Source organism: Amycolatopsis azurea DSM 43854 (assembly GCF_001995215.1).
Lineage (GTDB): Bacteria > Actinomycetota > Actinomycetes > Mycobacteriales > Pseudonocardiaceae > Amycolatopsis > Amycolatopsis azurea.
Genome location: NZ_MUXN01000011.1, coordinates 310,059 through 329,062, shown reverse-complemented (window position 1 = coordinate 329,062; position 19,004 = coordinate 310,059). Strand labels below are relative to the sequence as shown.

Genomic DNA, 19,004 nt, shown 5'->3' with positions numbered 1-19,004 from the left:
ACCCTACCGATCGTGAGTGGTAATGACGGCCGGAACCGCCATTACCACTCACGAGGCCTAATGCGCGGCGTCGTTCCAGGACCGCCCGTATCCGACCGAGACCTCAAGCGGCACGGCCAATTCGTACGCCGAGCCCATTCCCTTGCGCACCAACGCTTCCAGCTGCTCGCGCTCACCGTCGGCGACTTCGAGGACGAGTTCGTCGTGCACCTGGAGCAGCACACGGCTCTTCAGCTTCGCTTCGGTCAACGCCTTGTGCACGTTGAGCATGGCGACCTTGATGATGTCGGCCGCGCTGCCCTGGATGGGGGCGTTGAGCGCCATCCGCTCGGCCATCTCGCGGCGCTGGCGGTTGTCGCTGTTGAGGTCCGGCAGGTACCGGCGGCGGCCGAAGATCGTTTCGGTGTAACCGACCTTCGCCGCGTCGCCCACGACCGAATGGAGGTAATCGCGCACGCCGCCGAAGCGGGAGAAGTACGCCTCCATCTGTTCTTTGGCTTCCTCGGTCGAGATCCGCAGCTGCTGCGAAAGGCCATACGCCGAAAGCCCGTACGCCAGGCCGTACGACATCGCCTTGACCCGGAACCGCAGTTCCGGCGTGATCTCCTCGGGCGGCAGCGAGAACGCGCGCGACGCCACGAAAGTGTGCAGATCCTCGCCGCTGTTGAAGGCCTGGATCAGCCCTTCGTCCTGCGAGAGGTGCGCCATGATCCGCATTTCGATCTGGCTGTAGTCCGCCGTCATCAGCTCGGCGTACCCGTCGCCGACGACGAACGCGTCGCGGATGCGTCGGCCTTCCTCGGTGCGGATCGGGATGTTCTGCAGGTTCGGGTCGACCGACGAGAGCCGCCCGGTGGCGGCGATCGTCTGCAGCAGCGTGGTGTGGATGCGGCCGTCGTCGGCGACCGCCTTGATCAGGCCTTCGACCGTGGTGCGCAGCCGGGTCGCGTCCCGGTGCTCCAGCAGGTGCTGCAGGAACGGGTGCTCGGTCTTCTCGAACAGGCTCTGCAGCGCCTCGGCGTCGGTGGTGTAGCCGGTCTTGGTGCGCTTGGTCTTCGGCATGCCGAGCTCGTCGAACAGGATCACCTGGAGCTGCTTCGGCGAACCGAGGTTGACCTGCTTGCCGATGACCGCGTACGCCTCGTCCGCGGCCTGGGTGACCCGGCCGAGGTAATGCGATTCCAGATCCGTCAGGTGCTCGATGTCGACCGCGATACCCGCCGCTTCGAGTCCGGTGATCACCTGCAGCAGCGGCAGTTCCAGCTCGACGAGCAGCTGCGCGCCGCCGAGTTCCTCCAGCTCCTTGGTCAGCGCGCCGGCCAGTTCGGCGACCGCGCGGGCCTTGACCAGCTCGGCCTGGATCTCCTTCTGCTCCAGGTCCTCGGCGCCGCCACCGTCGAGCAGCGAAAGCTGCCCGTCCCCGGTGTCGGCCTCGGACCGCAGCTCGCGGTGCAGGTACCGCAGGGCCAGGTCGTCGAGTTCGAAGGTGCGCTGCCCCGGGCGGACCAGGTACGCCGCGAGCGCGGTGTCCATGACGAGCCCGGCGAACGCCCAGCCCCGCGCCTTGACGGCGTGCAGCGCGACCTTGAGTTCGTGACCGATCTTCTGGATCTTCTCGTCGGCGAGCCAGGCGGTGAGCGCCTTGTCGTCCTCGGCGTCCATCGTGGTGACGTCGACATACGCGCCTTCGCCGTCCGCGGCCGCGAAGCTGATGGCCTTCAGATCGGAGCGGACCGACGCGCCGGTGGTGCGGAACGCCAGGCCGACCGGCGCGTCCTGGCCGGTGTGCGCGGACAGCCATTCCGTGAGGGCGCCCGGAGCGAGCTTCGCGCCGCTGACCTCGAAGCCCTCCTCGGCCTCGGGCTCGGCGCTCTGCAAGGTGGCGAACAGCCGGTCACGCAGGACGCGGAACTCCAGCTCGTCGAACAGCGCGTGGACGGCCTCGCGGTCCCAGGGACGCAGCTCGAGACCCGTCGGGCCGAGCTCCAGCTCGACGTCGCGGATCAGCTCGGTGAGCTGACGGTTCAGCATGACCGCGCCGAGGTGCTCGCGCAGCGCGTCGCCGACCTTGCCCTTGACCTCGTCGACCCGGTCGATCAGCTCGTTGAAGGACCCGAACTGCCTGATCCACTTCGCGGCCGTCTTCTCGCCGACGCCGGGGATGCTGGGCAGGTTGTCCGAGGGGTCGCCACGCAACGCGGCGAAGTCCGGGTACTGCGCCGGGGTGAGGCCGTACTTCTCCTCGACGGCCTCCGGGGTGAAGCGGGTCATCTCCGACACGCCGCGCTTCGGGTACAGCACGGTGACCTGGTCGGTCACCAGCTGGAGCGCGTCGCGGTCGCCCGTACAGATGAGGACGTCGAAGCCCTCGGCGGTCGCCTGTGTCGTGAGCGTGGCGATGATGTCGTCGGCTTCGTAGTTCTCCTTGGTCAGCGCTGGGATGCCGAGGACCTTGAGCACGTCCTCGACCAGGCCGACCTGGCCCTTGAACTCGTCCGGGGTGCTGCTGCGGTTGGCCTTGTACTCCGCGAACGTCTCCGACCGGAACGTCTTGCGGGAGAGGTCGAACGCCACGGCGAGGTGGGTCGGCGCCTCGTCGCGCAGCAGGTTGATGAGCATCGAGGTGAACCCGAACACCGCGTTCGTCGTCTGCCCGGTCTTCGTCTTGAAGTTCTCCGCGGGCAGCGCGAAGAACGCGCGATACGCCATCGAGTGGCCGTCGATCAGCAGCAGTTTGGGCCGCTCGGCCTGTGCGGTGGCGGGTGTGGCGTTGGCAACGGTCGTGTTCTCACTCGGGCTCACGGGAGCGAGTCTAGGGTGAGGGTCTGACAGTCCTACCTGTCGTGTCTGTTAAGGAGCTTTGCGTGACCGAACAAGCCCTCGAATCCTTCGCCGGGATCGACCCGGCCTTCGCCGGACAGCAGCTCAACGACAAGCTCGGGCTCGAGATCAGCGAACTCGGTCCCGAACGCGTCGTGGGCAGCATCCCGGTAGAGGGCAACCTCCAGCCCTACGGCCTCCTCCACGGCGGGGCGAACGCCGTCGTCGCCGAGGCGCTCGGCTCGATGGTCTGCGCGCTCAACGCCGGAGCCGACAAGGCGACGATGGGCCTCGAACTCTCGTGCACCCACCACCGGGCGGTCCGCTCCGGCCGGGTCACCGGTGTCGCGACCCCGGTGCACGTCGGACGCGGGACCGTCACCGCCGAGATCGTGCTGACAGACGACCAGGGCCGTCGTTCGTGCACGGCCCGTCTCACCTGCGTCGTGCGGGAGCGGCCGCCGGGCGCCTGAGCGCCCCGGAAGTACATGAAGGCCCCCTTCCTTGCGCCTGGGTACAGGAAGGGGGCCTTCACGTACCTTGACGGCGTGGATCTCGACACGGCTCAGGTACGGGCGTTCGTCGCGACGGCCGACCACGGCCATTTCGGTCGTGCGGCAGAATCTCTCTACCTGACGCAACAAGCACTGTCGAAGCGGATCCGGAAGCTCGAGGACGCCCTGTCGGTCCAGCTGTTCCGGCGCACCAACCGGTCCGTCGAGCTGACTCCCGACGGCGACCGCTTCCTCCCGCACGCGCGCGAGCTGATCCGCGCGGCGGATGCCGCCGTCGCCGCGATGGGCCTCCAGGACCGGCCGCCCCGCCTCGACATCATCGATCCGCGCCTCTCCCCCATGTACATGCTGCGGCGCGTCGCCCAGCGGGACCCGGCGCTGGCCGTCGAACGCGTCGCCGGGCGCGGGCTCGTCAACGCCCTCGACCCGCTGGTCCGCGGCGAGATCGACCTCGCGTTCGGCCGCGTCGCGGACCTCGGCCGCGACGTGCCCGCGGAACTCGAACATCGCCTCGTCCGGCTCGAACCGCTGGTCGCCCTTCTCGCTCCGGAACATCCGCTCGCGGGCAACGCTGTCCTGAAACTGTCCGATCTCCAGGATGAGGGCATCTGGATTCCGCAATTGGGCGGCCCGGTCGAATGGCTTTCTTATTTGCAACGCCTATGCAAAGAATTCGGCGTGCCGATCGACGACTCCGGAGTCAGTTACGACCTCAGGCACACGCTGGAACAGACCCGTTACGGGAAGCAGCGGGTCACCCTCGCCGGCGCCGACATGGATCTCGCCTCCGACATCGACCTGCGGGTCCTGCCCTTCGAGCCGTCGCCGCTGTTCCCGTGGTCGGTCGTCTGGCGACGCGGCGAAGGCCCGGCCCTGCGGCGCCTGCTGGCGCTCGTGGGCCGGACCAGCCACGAAGAAGGTTGGTGCGACTACGATCCCGGCCGATCGTGGCTGCCGGACGACGACCTCAAGCCGCTAGGTGCCGGGCGAACCAGCGCGTGAGCTCGGCGTCGACCAGCTTCGCGTGGTCCGTCTGCGGAGCGGGCTCGATACCGGGCGCCTCGGCGAATTCGTGCGCCATCCCCGGGATCGTGACGAGCTCGGATCGCCTCTCCCCCAGCGCCTTGTGCAGCGCGGCGGCCGGTTCGGTGATCGAGACGTCGTCCTCCTCGCCGATGACCAGCAGCACCGGCGCGGTCAGTTCGCCGGCCCGCCGCACGTAGTCGTACTCGTTCGCGACCGCGCGGGACCGGTCCGACCAGGGGTAGGTGACGTCGTAGATCCGCTCGTTCGCCGCGATCACCGGCGCCAGCTGGGTCACCGGGTTCACCAGCGCGGCCGCCGCCACGGGAATCTCGGCATGGGTCAGCATCTGCAACGCGACGCCGCCGCCCTGCGAACCGCCGACCAGCCCGACCGGACTGTCCTCAATGGACAAGCGGGAGCGCAGCTCCGCCACCGCCTCCGGGAATTCGGCCTCGACCTGCCTGGTGAGCGGCTCGACGACGTTGAGCACATTGTCCTCACTGGCGAGGCGGAAGAAGCCCTCGAAACCGCCCTCGGGGAAGCGTTTCCCGGTCAGCGGCAACCCGAGGTGCACCCGCCACGCGTGCAGTTCCCGCATCGGCAGCGCCGCCGCCATGGCAGCCTCGCTGAACGGCGCGCCGAGCAGGTGCCAGGTCAGCACCAGCGGTGCCGGGCGCTCCCGGTCCGACGGCGGCAACGCCACGAACGGGACTCCCGCCGCCACGCCTTCGATCGCTTCGCTCAGTTCGACGCTCATCGTCATGTTCTCCCAGGTCCTTCTCGGTTTTTCCGGCTCTGGGAACAGCTAACCGCGAGGTCCGGGCCGGGATCCAACAGCCGTTCGGACCCCGATGACAACCATCGGTTGTCGTGACACAAGAGAAGCGAGGGCACGCTTGACGCCCTTTGGGGCAGCATTGCTACGGCGAACGGACGCCTTCGAAGCAGGGAAAGGTCGCAAGATACGCGGCCGAAACATGATCATTACCCACGAGCATGATCGACGTGGTAGCGGTGAATCCCCAGCGTGACCAGCGAAGACTTGTCAACAGGCAACATTCGCCTTTTCGTGCAATTCGTTCTGGTTTCGACCGTCACGATGTGGACACAGAGTGATGGGCGTCTGGGCAGATCATGGCATAGGGGGATATCTTCCTGCCCTAACCTAGCCCCTGTGTCGGGGGCAACGCCTACCGGCGGCTGGTTGGTCATGGGAGGTAGTCGGTGTCAGGAGTGCGTTTTGGACGGGTATTCGCCGTCGCGGCGGCTGCGTCGCTGGCGCTGGCGGGCTGCGCGGGCGGCAGCAGCTCGTCCGGCAGCGGTGACAGCAGCACGCTGAAGATCGGGTTCATGGGTGACCTCACCGGTGAGAACTCCGGGATCGTGATCCCGCCCCGCAACGGCGCCAAGCTCGCTATCGACGAGTACAACAAGACGAACCCGGCGACGAAGCTGGAGCTCAAGGAATACGACAGCCAGGGCAAGCCCGAGCAGGCGACGTCGCTGATCACGACCGCCGTCGGCCAGGACAAGATCACCGCCCTGATCGGCCCGGCGTTCTCCGGTGAGTCGAAGGCCATCGGCGGTCAGCTGGAGCAGAACAAGATCCCGAGTGTCTCGCCGTCGGCGACGAACGCGGGCCTTGCCTCGAACGGCTGGAAGTACTGGCACCGTGTCGTCGCGAGCGACGCCAGCCAGGGCCCGGCCATCGCCAACTTCCTCATCACGGCGAAGTCGCCCAAGAAGGCGTACGTCATCTCGGACGACCAGGAATACAGCGTCGGCCTGGCCGACAATTTCGAGAAGACCTTGAAGGAGAAGAACGTCCCGACCGAGCGCGACAAGTTCGCCAAGGACGCGTCGGACTACTCCTCGACCGTGCAGAAGGTCAAGGCCGCGAACCCGGACATCATCCTCTTCGGTGGCTACTACGCCCAGGGTGGCCGTCTGCTCAAGCAGCTGCGCGACAGCCAGGTGACCGCGACCTTCGCCACCGGTGACGGTTCGCTCGACGCCCAGCTCGTCAGCGGCGCGGGTGCCGCGGCCGCGGAGAAGGCCGTCGTCGGCTGCCCCTGCAACATCCCGGACCCCGGCTCCAACGACGAGTTCAGCACCAAGTACAAGGCCGCGTACAAGATCGACCCGGCGATCTACTCCAGTGAGGGCTACGACGCCGCGACCGCCATCATCAACGCGGTCAAGGGCGGGGCCACCACCTCGGAGAAGATCAACGAGGCCCTCAAGACGATCGACTTCAAGGGTGCCTCGAAGCAGATCAAGTTCAAGGAGAACGGCGAACCGTCGACGGACGCGATCAACATCTACCAGGTCACCGGTGGCGTCCTCAAGAACCTCGGCGTCTCGACCGAAGCCAAGCTCAACGGCTGACGGAGCAGGTAAGAACACCTAACGGAAGCGGGGGCGCTGTGCGGGCACAGCTCCCCCGCTTCCCGTAAATGTGGCGAAAGAAATCCTCGCCCCGTCCCGTAAGGCATCCACGTCATGCTTCAAGATCTGCAAGCCCAGTTCCTCGGTAGCACCATCGGCGGACTGGTCGCCGGAAGCATCTACGCCCTCATCGCCCTCGGCTACACAATGGTCTACGGCGTACTCCGGCTCATCAACTTCGCACATTCCGAGATCTTCATGATCGGGACGGTCACGTCCCTATTCATCCTGATCACCATCGCGGGCGGTACCGCCCCGATCACGCTCGGCGTGTTCGGGATGATCGCCGTCCTGCTGCTGATCATCATCGCCTCGGCCGCCGTGTCCGGCGGCGCGGCGGTCGTGCTGGAGCAAGTGGCCTACCGGCCGCTCCGCAAGAAGGGCGCGACCCGGCTGGCCGCCCTGATCTCCGCCATCGGCGCCTCGCTGTTCCTGCAGGAACTGTTCGGCCTCGAGATCATCGAATGGATCACCGGGAAATCCGGTCGTGTGCAACAGAACGCGCCGCGGTTCATCCCGCACGAGGAGCTGTTCCACATCGGCAACGGCGTGGTCCGCACGGATCACGTGTTCGTCGTCGTCGGCGCCGTGATCATGATGATCGGTCTCGACCAGCTGGTCAGCCGCACCCGCATCGGCCGCGGTATCCGTGCCACGGCGCAGGATCCCGAAGCCGCCGTGCTGATGGGCGTCAGCATCGACAAGATCGTGCGCCTCACCTTCCTGCTCGGTGGCGCCATGGCCGGCGTCGCCGCGGCGTTGTACGTCATGGAATACGAGAACACCGATTACCGCATCGGGTTCCTCCTCGGCATCAAGGCGTTCACCGCCGCCGTGCTGGGAGGTATCGGCAACCTGCGGGGCGCCTTGCTCGGTGGCATCGTGCTCGGCCTGGTGGAGAACTGGAGTTCCATCTTCTTCGGTTCACAATGGAAGGACGTCACCGCCTTCGTGGTCTTGGTGCTGGTCCTGATGTTCCGTCCCACCGGCATCCTCGGTGAATCGCTGCAGCGGGCACGCGCATGAAGGGCAACGAAGAAGTGGCTGAAAAGTCCTCAGAGAACGGAAAGCCCGCGCGCGCCGGGTTCCACCCCCTCGACGGTCTGCGGGATTGGTGGGCCGATGCTCCGCATTGGCAGCGTTATGGCGTGTACCTCGCCTTGATCGTGGGCGCGCTGATCCTGCCCGCACCCGCCATCGGTTCGTTCATGTCCCCGGATTCGGACTGGACGAGCGTCCTGATCTTCCCGATCGGGATCTACATCCTGCTGGCGATCGGCCTCAACATCGTGGTCGGTCACGCGGGCATGCTCGACCTCGGTTTCGTCGCGTTCTTCGCGATCGGCGCCTACACACTCGCGACCATGGGCGTGAACTACGGCTGGTTCGTCTGGCCGACGTTGCTGGTCGGCATCTTCCTCGCCGCGATCTCCGGGGTCATCCTCGGCGCCCCGACGCTCCGGCTTCGCGGCGACTATCTGGCGATCGTCACGCTGGGCTTCGGTGAGATCGTCCGGATCACCGCGAACAACACCGACGCCATCGGTGGTGCGCGCGGTATCACCAACATCCCGCACCCGGAGCCGGTGTTCGGCACCGAGTTCCTGCTGGACGCGGCGCCGTACTACTACCTGATCCTGGCCGCGATCGTGATCGCGATCGTGTTCTCGGTACGGCTCCAGAAGAGCCGGGTGGGACGTGCGTGGGCCGCGATCCGCGAGGACGAGGACGCCGCCGAACTGATGGGCGTCCCGACGTTCAAGTTCAAGCTGCTGGCCTTCGCCATCGGCGCCATGATCGGTGGTTTCGCGGGCGGTATCCACGCCAGCAAGGCCGTCTTCATCGCGCCGGAGAACTTCCCGTTCATCCTGTCGGCGACCATTCTCGCGGCCGTCGTGCTCGGTGGCGCGGGGAACCTGCCCGGCGTGATCCTCGGTGCCTTCCTCGTCGCCTGGCTCCCGGAGCGGTTCCGGTTCCTGTCGGAATACCGGATCCTGATCTTCGGCGCCGTGCTCGTGGTGATGATGGCGCTGCGGCCGGAGGGTCTGCTGCCGTCTCGGCAGCGCAAGGCGGAACTACGAGAAGGAACGGGCGGGATGGGTGCCCTTGGCGCCGAAGTCGCGGGTCCGGATTCCGAGGCTTCGGCGGAGGTGACGAAGTGAGCGCGCTGCTCGAATTCGACAACGTGACCATGCGCTTCGGCGGTGTCACGGCTTTGAAGGACGTCAACCTCGCCATCAACGAGGGTGAGATCTTCGCGCTGATCGGGCCGAACGGCGCCGGCAAGACCACGGTGTTCAACGTGGTCACCGGTGTCTACCAGCCGACCGAAGGCCAGGTGCGGTTCGACGGCACCAAGGTCAACGGGATGAAGCGGTTCAAGATCAACCAGACCGGGATCGCCCGCACGTTCCAGAACATCCGGCTGTTCCACAACATGTCGGCGCTCGAGAACGTGATGGTCGGTGCCGACTCGCACCACAAGACCGGGGCGATCACCGCGACCCTCGGTCTTCCGACGCACCGCAAGGAAGAGAAGCGGGGCCGCGAGCTGGCGAGGGAGCTGCTGGACTTCGTCGGCATCGGCCGGGTCGAGCACAACACCGCGAAGAACCTCTCCTACGGCGACCAGCGCCGCCTGGAGATCGCGCGTGCGCTCGCGACCGACCCGAAGCTGCTGCTGCTCGACGAGCCCGCCGCCGGGATGAACCCGGCGGAGAAGAACTCGCTGCAGCAGCTGATCCGCAAGATCCGTGACGACGGCCGGACCGTCCTGCTCATCGAGCACGACATGGGCTTGGTCATGCAGATCGCCGACCGGCTGGCCGTGCTCGACTTCGGCCAGAAGATCGCAGAAGGGCTCCCCCACGAGGTGCAGAACAACCAGAAGGTGATCGAGGCTTACCTGGGGGTGGCGGAAGATGCTTCTTGAGGTTCAGGACATCAACGTCCACTACGGGAAGATCGCCGCGCTCAAGGGAATGACCATCGAGGTCGACGAGGGCGAGATCGTTTCGCTCATCGGGGCCAACGGTGCCGGCAAGACCACGACGCTGAAGACGATCTCGGGCCTGCGTCCGCTGACCAGCGGCCGGATCCTCTTCGACGGCAAGGACATCTCGAAGACGCCCGGGCACAAGCGGGTCGAGCTCGGGATCGGCCAGTCACCGGAAGGCCGGGGCGTGTTCCCCGGTATGACGGTGCAGGAAAACCTCCTGATGGGTGCCTACACCCGCAAGGACGACCTGAAGGCCGACCTCGACGAGGTCTACGAGTTGTTCCCGCGGTTGAACGAGCGCAAGACCCAGTTCGGCGGCACGATGTCCGGTGGCGAGCAGCAGATGATCGCCATCGGCCGCGCGCTGATGACCAAGCCCAAGGTGCTGCTGCTCGACGAGCCGTCCATGGGCCTGGCACCGATGCTGATCGCGCAGATCTTCGACATCATCCGCGAGATCAACAAACGCGGGACCACGGTCCTGCTGGTGGAGCAGAACGCGCAGCAGGCGCTGAAGCTCTCCGACCGCGCGTACGTGCTGGAGACCGGTGAAGTGGTCAAGAGCGCCCGCGGTGCCGAGTTGCTGGACGACCCGCAGGTGCGGGCCGCCTACCTCGGTGGCGACCTGGGCGTCTGACGCCTTCGAAGAAAGGGGCCCCGTCGCGTTTCGCGGCGGGGCCCCTTTCAGGTCAGCTTGACGTCGGTGCCGGTGAGGTTCTTCATGTCGGTCAGCGTCGGACCGCCGAAAGCCCGCAGCACCAAGGGTTTCGCCTCTTTCGGAAGGTCGAAGTAGAGGTCGAACTCGACCCGCACACCGCGTCCGAGCTCGAACTTGTCCGGCTGCCGCTTGATCGTCATCGCCTGGTTGTCGACGGCGATCACGGCGCCGGACTCGGTGACGAGCTGCTGGCGCCTGGTGTCGAAGATGATCCCGGACACTCCCTTTCCCGTGACCACCAGCCGGAGCCGGACGAACTGTCCTTTCGCCTCGAACTCGGTGTGGCTGCCGGTGAGGCTGGGCAGCCCGGCGGCAAGGCCGATGACGGAGAACTCGGTCTCCCCGTTGAGCGCCGGCGGCAGATGCAGCGCGGTCTCGTCCGGCCGGACCTCCCGTGCGGGCAGGTCGTACACGGGTTTGGCGGGCGGCTGCGCCTGCTCGCCGGAACAACCGGCCAGCAGGAGGACCGCGGCCGCCGCGATCAGGCACTTCCTCATCGGGTGACCTCCACGCTCAGGTACCGCCACCCGCCGACATCCGGCAGCCGTACCGGGCCGACTTCCTCTCCTGGCAGGAAACGCACTGTCGTGCCGGTCGTGCCGTCGTCCGCGATCGGCGTCAGATCGGTGACCGGGACACCGCGTTCGTAGCGCTGGGTCCACGAGCCGTTGCCGCGACGGTTGGTGTGCACGAGCCAGTCGCTCAGCGCAGCGACGACCGACACCCCGCGACGCGGATGACCGTCCGGCAGCGTTTGCGCGCCGGGGGAATCGAAGAAGCGCAGATCTTTGGTCGACATGACCGGCTTCTTCACGAAGCCGCCGTGCCCGTCAGCGCGAGTGTCGGTGCCTCGCCCATTGTCCGCCACGGACACCGAGCCGTCGGGATGGACCGTGACGACCGCATGCCCGCCACCGGCGCTTTCCGCTTCCTCCGCGGCATAGGCGAGCACTTCGAGGACGAGATGCGGCACCCCGCCAGGGGTGAACTCCCCTGGGTTCCGGCGAATGTGCGCCAGATGGTCGTGGTCCACGGAAGCGGCCCAATCGTGCGTGGTGTCGCGCCATCGCGCGCTCGTGTCACTCACACTGCCATTCTCCTACGGCTACTGTGCGATTGTGGAGTTACGACGTCTTCGATATCTGTGCGCCGTTGCGGAGGAAGGGCATCTCACCCGCGCCGCCGAGCGCCTCGGCATCCGGGCATCGTCGCTCAGCCAGCAGATCATCGCGCTGGAACGGGAACTGGACGCGCCCCTGTTCGTCCGGACCCAGGCGGGGATGACACCCACCGCCGCCGCGCTGGCGCTGCTTCCCCACGCCCGCCGGATACTGGAAGAGGCCGACCTCGGCGCGCGGGCCGTCCGTGACGCCGTGGACCGGCCGCTCCGCGTCGGCGTGACACCGGGCGCGCCACCGGCGGTACTCCCCGTCCTGCACGCGGAAGCGGTGGAGATCGACGACCTCTCCGCCGCGCGCCAGCTCGGACTTCTGCGCCGTGGCGCGCTCGACGCCGGCTTGCTCGCGCTGCCGGAAGACGTGGAAGGCCTGCGAGCCGTCGTCGTGAGCGAGAGGCCGTTGGGGGTGCTCGTCTCCGAAGTCCATCCCGTGGCCCGGCTCGATCACGTGGGTTGGGACGACCTCGGCGGGCTGGATCTCCTCCTGTACGACCGGGAACTGGCACCGGGCTATCACGACAAGCTGCTCGCGACGGTCGGCTGGCGGCCGCCTCGGGTGCGGATCGGGCCGCCTCGGCGGTCGCTGTTCGCCGCCGAACTGCGGCACGGCGGAGACGTCGTCGCCCTGCGGCCCCGGGAAGAGCCGGCCGAAGGCCTGCGCTGGGTTCCGCTGCGGGAGGCGCCCGTCGTCCGGCACGCCCTGGTGTGGAACCCGGCGCACGAATCCTCGGGCCGGATCGGGGAGCTGGCGTCGCGCCTGGGTATGACAACGCCCACAACGGATTCCCGGGGCGCACGCTCGACGTCGTCTCTTCGGTGATCCCGAACGGCCATACGGCTCCGCCTCGTGGACGGCTCGCTTCGTTTCGCGATTACCTCACGGTGTTCGATAACGAAGGAGGATTGTCATGCGACAGTGGGGTTTCGTGTACTTGGCCGACGGCTGCGACCCGGCGCGGGACGTGTCCCGTGTGGATACCGGGAAGTGCCTGACCGTGCTGGTCGGGGTCGGCGAAGTGGGCCAGGTCGTAGCCGCGGCCGAACGACTTGTCGCCGAAGGCGCGCAACTGATCGAACTGTGCGGCGCGTTCGGTCCCGTGTGGACGGCGCGGGTGATCGACGCGGTGGGAGCCCGAGTTCCGGTCGGAAGCGTCATGTACGGCGGCGAAGCCACGAAACAGCTTCACGACCTGTTCGGCCTCGGGGCCTAGCAGTCGTCGTCGTGGACGGCTTCGACGCAGGCACCGGCCTCGGCGTGGCCCGCGGCCTGGTACAGCAGGTTGTACAGCGTTTCGCGCTGATCGTTGTCGAGCGCGCCGAGGACCTGGTCCTCGACCGCGGCGAGCGCGAACTCGGCTTTGACGAGCTGCTTGACGCCGACGTCGGTGAGTTCGACGATGTGCCGCCGCCGGTCCTGCGGTGACCGCTTGCGTTCGATCAGGTTCGCGGATTCGAGGTCGTTGAGCAGGCCCACGACGTTCGTGCCGTCCATCTCCAGCGTCTTCGCGAGGTCCTGCTGCGAACAGCCGCCGAGATCGCGCAGCACGGTGAGCGCGACGAGATGCCGGGGGCGCAGGCCGAGCGGGGTCAGGACGGTCTCGCTGCGCAGCCGGATCCGGCGGGTGACGTGGTCGAGCAGCGCGCCGCAGCGGTGCGGGGGCTGGTTCACGACCGGGAGTTCGGACACACGTCAAGTGTACGTTCCCAGATGATGACCGCCACAGCATCAATGGTTTGCGTTACACAAACTATCTGTGCAAGATGATGGGTATGACGCATCTGCTGCACATCGACTCGAGCATCACGGGCGAGCACTCGATCAGCCGCCACCTCACCGCGCGGGCCGCCGCGGCCTGGCGCGCCGCGCATCCGGAAGGCACCGTCACCTACCGCGACCTGAGCACCGACCCGCTGCCGCATCTGGACACGGCGACCCACATCTCCAGGATCGTGCCGCCGGAAGAGCACACCCCGGAGCAGGCCAAGGGCTGGCGGCTCATCAAGGAGCTGATCGACGAGGTCAAGGCGGCCGACACGGTCCTGCTGGGCCTGCCGCTGTACAACTTCGGCCCGCCGAGCACGGTCAAGTCCTGGGTCGACCACCTGATCGCGCCCGGGCTGTCGATCGACCCCGAGACCAACCAGGGCCTGCTCGGCGGACGGGACTTCATCGTCCTGGCCTCGCGCGGCGGCGGTTACGGCGAAGGCACCCCGCGCGAGGGCTGGGACCACGCGCAGTCGTGGATCCCCCACGGCGTCTCGCTGACCGGGCTCGAACCGCGGTTCGTCACCGCCGAGCTGACCATGGCGAAGACCAACCCGGCGATGGCGGACCTGATCCCGCTGGCCGAGGCGAGCCAGGCCGAAGCCGAACGCGTCATCGACGCTCTGTGGGCGCCCGTCGCGGCTTGACCGGGGCGCAACCCTCGGGAGTGATGAGGACGGTTCCAACCGTTCTTGCCGCTCACGGAGGTTAGGCTCGCCGGATGGGGTTCAGCGAACGGGCACGACGGGTGCGCGACGGGCGTCTGGCACACGGCCGCCGGGTCGCGGCGTTGTGTTCGTGCGTGAGCCAGTACCACCCGATCGGCCACCGCGCGACGTTGAGCTTCTTGGAGGAACTGGCCGGGCCGTACCAGCGGCACGAACTGGCCCTGTTGCGCGCTTTGGCGGCGCTGGAAGCCAGTCGCGCGGTCTGGCTTTCGGAGGTCGCCGAGTACAAGAACCTGCGGGTGAAGGAAAAGCGGCTCGGTCGTCGGGTGCCGACGCACGCCGGTCCGCCGCCGGGAAAGCTGGGCGGCCACTGGTACTCGACGGTCCCGCATCTTTCGGAACGCGCGGCCTCGCACGCACGCAAGATGCGGGGGGGGCGTGAGTGGCGTTGGGGTGGCCGGGTCAGTGGCTCTGCGCGACACCAGGCCCTTTGGCGCCGACTGTGTGGATTTTTGGGGCGTTAGATGACCAGAAATCCACACAGTCCCTTCGTGACCGGCCCGGTCGCGTGGGTCGTGAGTGGTAAGTCGCGTTAGAACGCTACTTACCACTCACGACCAGCTGGACCGGCCGGTCAGCCGATGCCCGCGGCGAACACGTGCATAGCGGAGTTCGACGGCAAGGTCACCGCGACGACCTCCTTCCCCGCGGTCAGCGGGACGGAGTTCGCGAACACCCGGTACGGCGTGGTCGGATAGGCCGCCCCGGCCCGGGTGTTCTTGCCCATCACGGTCGCCACCGTCGTCGCGCCGTACTGGGCGGGATCGGCGCAGCACCAGTTCGGGAAGCCGAGTTCGGCCTGGCTCGTGGTGCCGTCGGCGTAGCGGACGACGACCGTGCCCTTCGCCGTGCCCGTGCCGGTTCCCGTCAGCACCAGTTTGGCGCCCGTCCCCCGCACGGCGATGGTCTGACCGGACGCGAGGACGTTGTCCTTCTGCCCGGTGCCGGTCTCCGGCCAGGTCAGCCGGGCGCCGAGGGCGGTGAAGCCGGCACCGGGTTTGAGACCGGCCTCGGCGAGGCCTTCGGCCCGGAAGCTGCTGCCGCCACCGTCGATGTCCCCCACCGCGACGTGCGCCGCGTCGGTGACGCCGACGTTGCCGTACGCCGCGGCCAGCGAACCGTGCGGGACGGTGACCGTCACCGAATCGGTGACCCGGTTCTCCCCGAGCCGCGCCTTGTACGACGCCGACGCGGTGAGCTGGTAGTCGTCCGGTTCGATCCCCGCGTCCGGCGTCACCTTGACCGGGACCTGGACGGTCTTGCCGGGCATCACCAGTCGTGGGCCTGCCGGCACCTCGACCCGGAAACCGTTGGCGGGCAGGGAGAACGCGACGTCCCGGACCGGCAGCGGCGTGCCGTTGGTGAAGCTCAGCGTGCCCGTCGCGGTCTGCCCGGGACCGGCGACCGCCGGCACGGACAGGGTGACCGACCCGTTGCGGTCCTCGGGGAAGATCCCGCCGACCGCGCTCGTGCCGAACAGCCGGACGTCCTGGCGGTCACCGGCGCCGATCTTGCCGGTCTTGACCCGCGCGACCCCGCCGGTGGCCGGATCGAACCACCAGCCCGACGGCGCCGCGTCCAGTTCGGCCTTGCTGCCGTACTGCCGCAGGATCGAGGTCCCGGCCAGGACCATCGCGGGCTTGCTTCCCGAGTGGACGGACAGCTGATAGTTGCGCGAGGCCGGTTTTCCGGCGTAGGAACCGGAACTCGCGCCGATCCCGACCGTCACCGTGCCCAGCCCGGACGTCGGCGCGTCGACGGTGAAGGTCTGCTTCGCCTGGTCACCGTTCTTGTACGCCCTGGTCACGCCGTCGTCTTCAGTGAGCGTGAACGAACCCTTGCCCTGCGGGTAGACGTCGAGGTCGAGCACGCCCTTGTCCCGGGTCTGCCACGACTTCGTGCCCTCGGCCCACATCGGCACCACGGCACCGGCGCGGACGAACAGCGGCAGCGTGTCGAGCGGCGCGTCGTAACCGTCCACAGTGGTCGGTCCGGTGTAGGTCTTGCCGCTCCAGTAGTCGACCCAGGTGCCCTTCGGCAGGTAGATGCCGTTGCGGACGGTGGAGTTCTCGTACACCGGCGCGACCAGGAAGTCCTTGCCGGACAGGAACTCGTACTTCGCCTTCTCGCCCCAGACGTTCGGGTCGTCGGGGTATTCGAGCGCCAGCGGGCGGACCTGGCCGACGCCGGTGGCGTGCGCCTCCACCGAATGGCTGTAGGTGTAGGGCAGCAGCCGTTCCTTGAGCAGCAGGTACTTGCGGTTGATCGAGGTGTACGGCTCGCCGTACTTCCACGGCTGCTTGTCCGAGGCGGCCCAGCCGTCCATCGTCATCGAAACCGGCAGGAACGCCTTCCACTGCAGGTCGCGGACGTAGGTCTGCGGGCTGCCGCCGAAGATGCCGTCGATGTCGCCGGTGTTGTACGCGATACCCGAGTTCGTCGCGCCGGCGTAGGTCGGGATCTGCCACTTGATGTAGTCGTAGGACCCGGCCTGGTCGCCGCTCCACAGCACGCCGCAGCGCTGCGCGCCCGCCCAGCTGACCGGCGTCCAGACGAACCCGCGCGCGTCGCTGTTGTCCTCGATGCCCTTGTGCGCGGTGTCGCAGGCGTCCAGCGCGAACTGGTATCCCGGGCCGACCCACGCGACGTCGAGTTTGCGGACCCGGACCCCGGCTTTGACCTCCTCGACCTGGTTCGGCACGCCGTTCTCGGTCCACAGCCCGAGCTGCATGTTGTTCTTGCGAAGGCCTTCGCCGGTCTGCTGGAGGTTTTCGTACCCGCAGCCGTAGCCGTCGTTGACGAGCATCCAGCCGTTGGGCATCCCGTGTTCGGTGTACCCCTCCGCGACCTTCACCGCGTCCAGCGTGTGCCGTTCGCCCCGGTTGGCGTTGTGCAGGTAGCAGTCGGCGTCACCGTGCTCCAGGCCGTAGAGCGGTGGCAGGAAAGGCTTCCCGACCAGGTCGGTGTAGCCGGCGATGACGTCCTTGAGCCCGTCGCCGACGACGTAGGTCGCGTCGAAGCGGCGCTCGTCGTGGGTGGTGCGCACCGGCTCGGTGAAGGCGTAGGTGCCCTGCGCGAAAGTGTTGCGCAGCACGCCGTATCCCGCCGTGGAGGCGTAGAACGGCTGCGAATTCGGAGCCCCGCCGTCATTCCAGTTGTAGTCGGCGAAGATCCGGATGGTCTGGTCGCGGTGGCTGAATCGGCCGTTCTGCTCACCGCCGCCGACGAACTGCTCGGTCGCCGTCCGCGCCAGGGTCTGCGTGGTCGCTTTGTCGGTCCAGGAAAGCGGCGCGGACTCCTCCCAGAGCCGCTTGCGGTCCGCGCCGTCGTACAGCGCGAGCCGCATCGGGTGCTTGTACGCCCGCAGCGTCGCCTTGCCCGTGGAAACCGCCCAGTAGTCCCCCTTGTCGGTCTTCTTCGGCGTGACCTCACCGGTGCGCGGCAGCACGATCTTGCTCCCGGCCGGATCGGTGAACTTGCCGTCCGGCCCGAGCCAGACCCGGACGGCGCCTTCGGCCGGGAAGCTGACGCGGACCGCGTCGCTCCCCGAATTCAGGGTGACCGTGGGGCCGTCGGCGGAGATCCCGGTCAGATCGCCCAGCTTGCCCGCCGCGGCCGCGGCCGGATCGGCGTGGGCGGCGACCGGGGAAAGCCCGAGCAAGGCCACTGCGGCCAAACCACTCAGGGATTGCGCAACTCTGCTCATTCGAGACACCTTTCGCGCATGAATACGCAATAGGATCTCTGTATAGCGCACGGTTCGCGCAAAGTCATCCGCCGAAGCGGTGCTGCCGACTTTCGTCGGGTCGGACGAAGATCCTTATGTCACAACGGGTGCGCGAAAGACGTGAAGGCCCCCTTCCTGTACCTAGGCGCAAGGAAGGGGGCCTTCACGTACTTGGGACTAGACGGCTTGGACCTCGACCCCGGCGGCCTCGAAGGCACGCAGCGCCTTCGGATCGGCGTTGGAATCAGTGACCAGGGCGTGCACCTGCGGCGTCGCACAGATCCGCGCGAACGCGCGGCGGCCCAGCTTCGAACCGTCGGCGACGGCGACGACGCGTTCCGCGCGCTCGACCATCAGCCGGTTGATACTCGCCTCGCCCTCGTGATGGGCGAACGCGCCGGCCTCGGCGTCGAACGCGTCGACCCCGAGGAACAGCAGGTCGATCGTCAGTTCGCTGAGCACGCGGGTGGCCAGCGGACCACTGAGCTCGAACGACTGCGGGCGCGCGACGCCGCCGGTGACCACGATCTTCACATGCGGCCGCACCGCGAGTTCGTGCGCGATGTTCAGCGCGTTGGTGACCACCGTCAGCCCCGGCGAATCACCCCGGCCGGCCAGATCCGACCGGGTGGCCAGTGACCGCGCGACCCCGGCGGTCGTCGTCCCGCCGTTGAGGCCGACCACCATGCCCTGCGCCACGAGCGACGCCGCGGCGACGCTGATCCGCTGTTTCTCGGGCACGTGCCGCGCGGTCTTGTACCGCAACGGCAGGTCGTAGGCGAGGTCGTTCGCCACCGCACCACCCCGGGTGCGGGTGAGCAACTGCTGCTCCGCCAGGTGATCGAGGTCGCGCCGGATCGTGGCCGCGGAGACGTTCAACTCCTCGGCCACGTCCTCGACGTCGATTTTCTCCCGCTGCCCCAGCAGGTCCAGCAGGGTGCTCAGCCGTTCGTGCCGGGCCATCCGCGCCACTCCTAGCTCGCTGCGGCCTATCGCGCATGGCGTTGCGCTGTTGGCCACTGTTTCGAGCAGTATGCTGCATCGCGGTTGTCCGCCGCGAGCGGCACGCCGCACGAGTGGCC

The 19,004-nt window shown here is 67.6% G+C and carries 18 protein-coding genes; 11 read left to right on the top strand and 7 right to left on the bottom strand.

What is annotated here, in order from left to right:
* Positions 1-57: 57 nt before the first annotated feature.
* Positions 58-2,802: a DNA polymerase I gene (polA, locus tag B0293_RS16180; RefSeq protein WP_005159365.1), complete on the bottom strand. Its 2,745-nt coding sequence runs from the start codon at positions 2,800-2,802 to the stop codon at positions 58-60.
* A 62-nt stretch (positions 2,803-2,864) separates the two neighbouring features.
* On the opposite strand from polA, the gene B0293_RS16175 reads away from it, so the two are divergent.
* The gene (locus B0293_RS16175; protein WP_005159367.1) at positions 2,865-3,293 is read left to right on the top strand and encodes a PaaI family thioesterase; all 429 of its coding nucleotides are present in this window, start codon (positions 2,865-2,867) and stop codon (positions 3,291-3,293) included.
* A 75-nt stretch (positions 3,294-3,368) separates the two neighbouring features.
* On the top strand, positions 3,369-4,337 hold the full coding sequence (locus B0293_RS16170) for a LysR family transcriptional regulator (protein ID WP_005159376.1): 969 nt from the start codon (positions 3,369-3,371) through the stop codon (positions 4,335-4,337).
* On the opposite strand, the gene B0293_RS16165 is transcribed toward B0293_RS16170, so the two are convergent.
* A complete protein-coding gene (locus B0293_RS16165) occupies positions 4,303-5,124 on the bottom strand; it encodes an alpha/beta fold hydrolase (RefSeq protein ID WP_005159378.1) in 822 nt (273 codons plus the stop codon). The genes B0293_RS16170 and B0293_RS16165 overlap by 35 nt on opposite strands.
* A gap of 470 nt (positions 5,125-5,594) precedes the next feature.
* Here B0293_RS16165 and B0293_RS16160 point away from each other — a divergent pair, with 470 nt between their 5' ends.
* From B0293_RS16160 to B0293_RS16140, 5 genes are all read left to right on the top strand, one after another.
* On the top strand, positions 5,595-6,749 hold the full coding sequence (locus B0293_RS16160; RefSeq protein ID WP_039918605.1) for a branched-chain amino acid ABC transporter substrate-binding protein: 1,155 nt from the start codon (positions 5,595-5,597) through the stop codon (positions 6,747-6,749).
* A gap of 114 nt (positions 6,750-6,863) precedes the next feature.
* Positions 6,864-7,835 carry a branched-chain amino acid ABC transporter permease gene (locus tag B0293_RS16155; protein ID WP_005159385.1) on the top strand — a complete coding sequence of 324 codons (972 nt, stop codon included), beginning with the start codon at positions 6,864-6,866 and terminating at the stop codon, positions 7,833-7,835.
* Positions 7,832-8,971 carry a branched-chain amino acid ABC transporter permease gene (locus B0293_RS16150; RefSeq protein WP_005159388.1) on the top strand — a complete coding sequence of 380 codons (1,140 nt, stop codon included), beginning with the start codon at positions 7,832-7,834 and terminating at the stop codon, positions 8,969-8,971. The genes B0293_RS16155 and B0293_RS16150 overlap by 4 nt, the downstream gene beginning before the upstream one ends.
* Positions 8,968-9,741, top strand: coding sequence for an ABC transporter ATP-binding protein (locus B0293_RS16145; protein ID WP_005159390.1), 774 nt, complete (start codon positions 8,968-8,970; stop codon positions 9,739-9,741). Before B0293_RS16150 ends, B0293_RS16145 begins: the two co-directional genes overlap by 4 nt.
* On the top strand, positions 9,731-10,444 hold the full coding sequence (locus B0293_RS16140) for an ABC transporter ATP-binding protein (protein ID WP_005159391.1): 714 nt from the start codon (positions 9,731-9,733) through the stop codon (positions 10,442-10,444). The genes B0293_RS16145 and B0293_RS16140 overlap by 11 nt, the downstream gene beginning before the upstream one ends.
* A gap of 47 nt (positions 10,445-10,491) precedes the next feature.
* On the opposite strand, the gene B0293_RS16135 is transcribed toward B0293_RS16140, so the two are convergent.
* Both B0293_RS16135 and B0293_RS16130 read right to left on the bottom strand, forming a co-directional pair.
* Positions 10,492-11,022, bottom strand: a complete 531-nt coding sequence (locus B0293_RS16135; protein WP_005159393.1) for a DUF4352 domain-containing protein — start codon at positions 11,020-11,022, stop codon at positions 10,492-10,494.
* Entirely contained in the window at positions 11,019-11,612 is a 594-nt protein-coding gene (locus B0293_RS16130; protein WP_005159395.1) for a DNA gyrase subunit B protein, read from the bottom strand. The genes B0293_RS16135 and B0293_RS16130 overlap by 4 nt, the downstream gene beginning before the upstream one ends.
* A 31-nt stretch (positions 11,613-11,643) precedes the next feature.
* On the opposite strand from B0293_RS16130, the gene B0293_RS16125 reads away from it, so the two are divergent.
* Together B0293_RS16125 and B0293_RS16120 are read left to right on the top strand one after the other, a co-directional pair.
* The gene (locus B0293_RS16125; protein ID WP_005159398.1) at positions 11,644-12,522 is read left to right on the top strand and encodes a LysR family transcriptional regulator; all 879 of its coding nucleotides are present in this window, start codon (positions 11,644-11,646) and stop codon (positions 12,520-12,522) included.
* 88 nt (positions 12,523-12,610) lie between these two features.
* Positions 12,611-12,913, top strand: a complete 303-nt coding sequence (locus tag B0293_RS16120) for a DUF6506 family protein (protein WP_005159401.1) — start codon at positions 12,611-12,613, stop codon at positions 12,911-12,913.
* Here the strand turns inward: B0293_RS16120 and B0293_RS16115 are convergent.
* On the bottom strand, positions 12,910-13,389 hold the full coding sequence (locus B0293_RS16115) for a MarR family winged helix-turn-helix transcriptional regulator (protein WP_005159404.1): 480 nt from the start codon (positions 13,387-13,389) through the stop codon (positions 12,910-12,912). The genes B0293_RS16120 and B0293_RS16115 overlap by 4 nt on opposite strands.
* Positions 13,390-13,472: 83 nt before the next feature.
* Here B0293_RS16115 and B0293_RS16110 point away from each other — a divergent pair, with 83 nt between their 5' ends.
* A complete protein-coding gene (locus tag B0293_RS16110) occupies positions 13,473-14,114 on the top strand; it encodes an FMN-dependent NADH-azoreductase (protein ID WP_005159406.1) in 642 nt (213 codons plus the stop codon).
* 74 nt (positions 14,115-14,188) lie between these two features.
* A complete protein-coding gene (locus tag B0293_RS16105) occupies positions 14,189-14,659 on the top strand; it encodes a hypothetical protein (protein ID WP_005159408.1) in 471 nt (156 codons plus the stop codon).
* 110 nt (positions 14,660-14,769) lie between these two features.
* On the opposite strand, the gene B0293_RS16100 is transcribed toward B0293_RS16105, so the two are convergent.
* Together B0293_RS16100 and B0293_RS16095 are read right to left on the bottom strand one after the other, a co-directional pair.
* Positions 14,770-17,901, bottom strand: coding sequence for a TIM-barrel domain-containing protein (locus B0293_RS16100; RefSeq protein ID WP_245191979.1), 3,132 nt, complete (start codon positions 17,899-17,901; stop codon positions 14,770-14,772).
* A 198-nt stretch (positions 17,902-18,099) separates the two neighbouring features.
* Positions 18,100-18,885, bottom strand: a complete 786-nt coding sequence (locus B0293_RS16095) for a DeoR/GlpR family DNA-binding transcription regulator (protein ID WP_005159412.1) — start codon at positions 18,883-18,885, stop codon at positions 18,100-18,102.
* Positions 18,886-19,004: the final 119 nt, after the last annotated feature.

Bases quoted from the DNA above. Each gene is read 5' to 3' on its own strand.
- B0293_RS16100 (WP_245191979.1), bottom strand. From the start codon at position 17,901: ATGAGCAGAGTTGCGCAATCCCTGAGTGGTTTGGCCGCAGTGGCCTTG.
- B0293_RS16165 (WP_005159378.1), bottom strand. From the start codon at position 5,124: ATGACGATGAGCGTCGAACTGAGCGAAGCGATCGAAGGCGTGGCGGCG.
- B0293_RS16120 (WP_005159401.1), top strand. From the start codon at position 12,611: ATGCGACAGTGGGGTTTCGTGTACTTGGCCGACGGCTGCGACCCGGCG.
- B0293_RS16155 (WP_005159385.1), top strand. From the start codon at position 6,864: ATGCTTCAAGATCTGCAAGCCCAGTTCCTCGGTAGCACCATCGGCGGA.
- B0293_RS16095 (WP_005159412.1), bottom strand. From the start codon at position 18,885: ATGGCCCGGCACGAACGGCTGAGCACCCTGCTGGACCTGCTGGGGCAG.
- B0293_RS16140 (WP_005159391.1), top strand. From the start codon at position 9,731: ATGCTTCTTGAGGTTCAGGACATCAACGTCCACTACGGGAAGATCGCC.
- B0293_RS16105 (WP_005159408.1), top strand. From the start codon at position 14,189: ATGGGGTTCAGCGAACGGGCACGACGGGTGCGCGACGGGCGTCTGGCA.
- B0293_RS16110 (WP_005159406.1), top strand. From the start codon at position 13,473: ATGACGCATCTGCTGCACATCGACTCGAGCATCACGGGCGAGCACTCG.
- B0293_RS16135 (WP_005159393.1), bottom strand. From the start codon at position 11,022: ATGAGGAAGTGCCTGATCGCGGCGGCCGCGGTCCTCCTGCTGGCCGGT.
- B0293_RS16150 (WP_005159388.1), top strand. From the start codon at position 7,832: ATGAAGGGCAACGAAGAAGTGGCTGAAAAGTCCTCAGAGAACGGAAAG.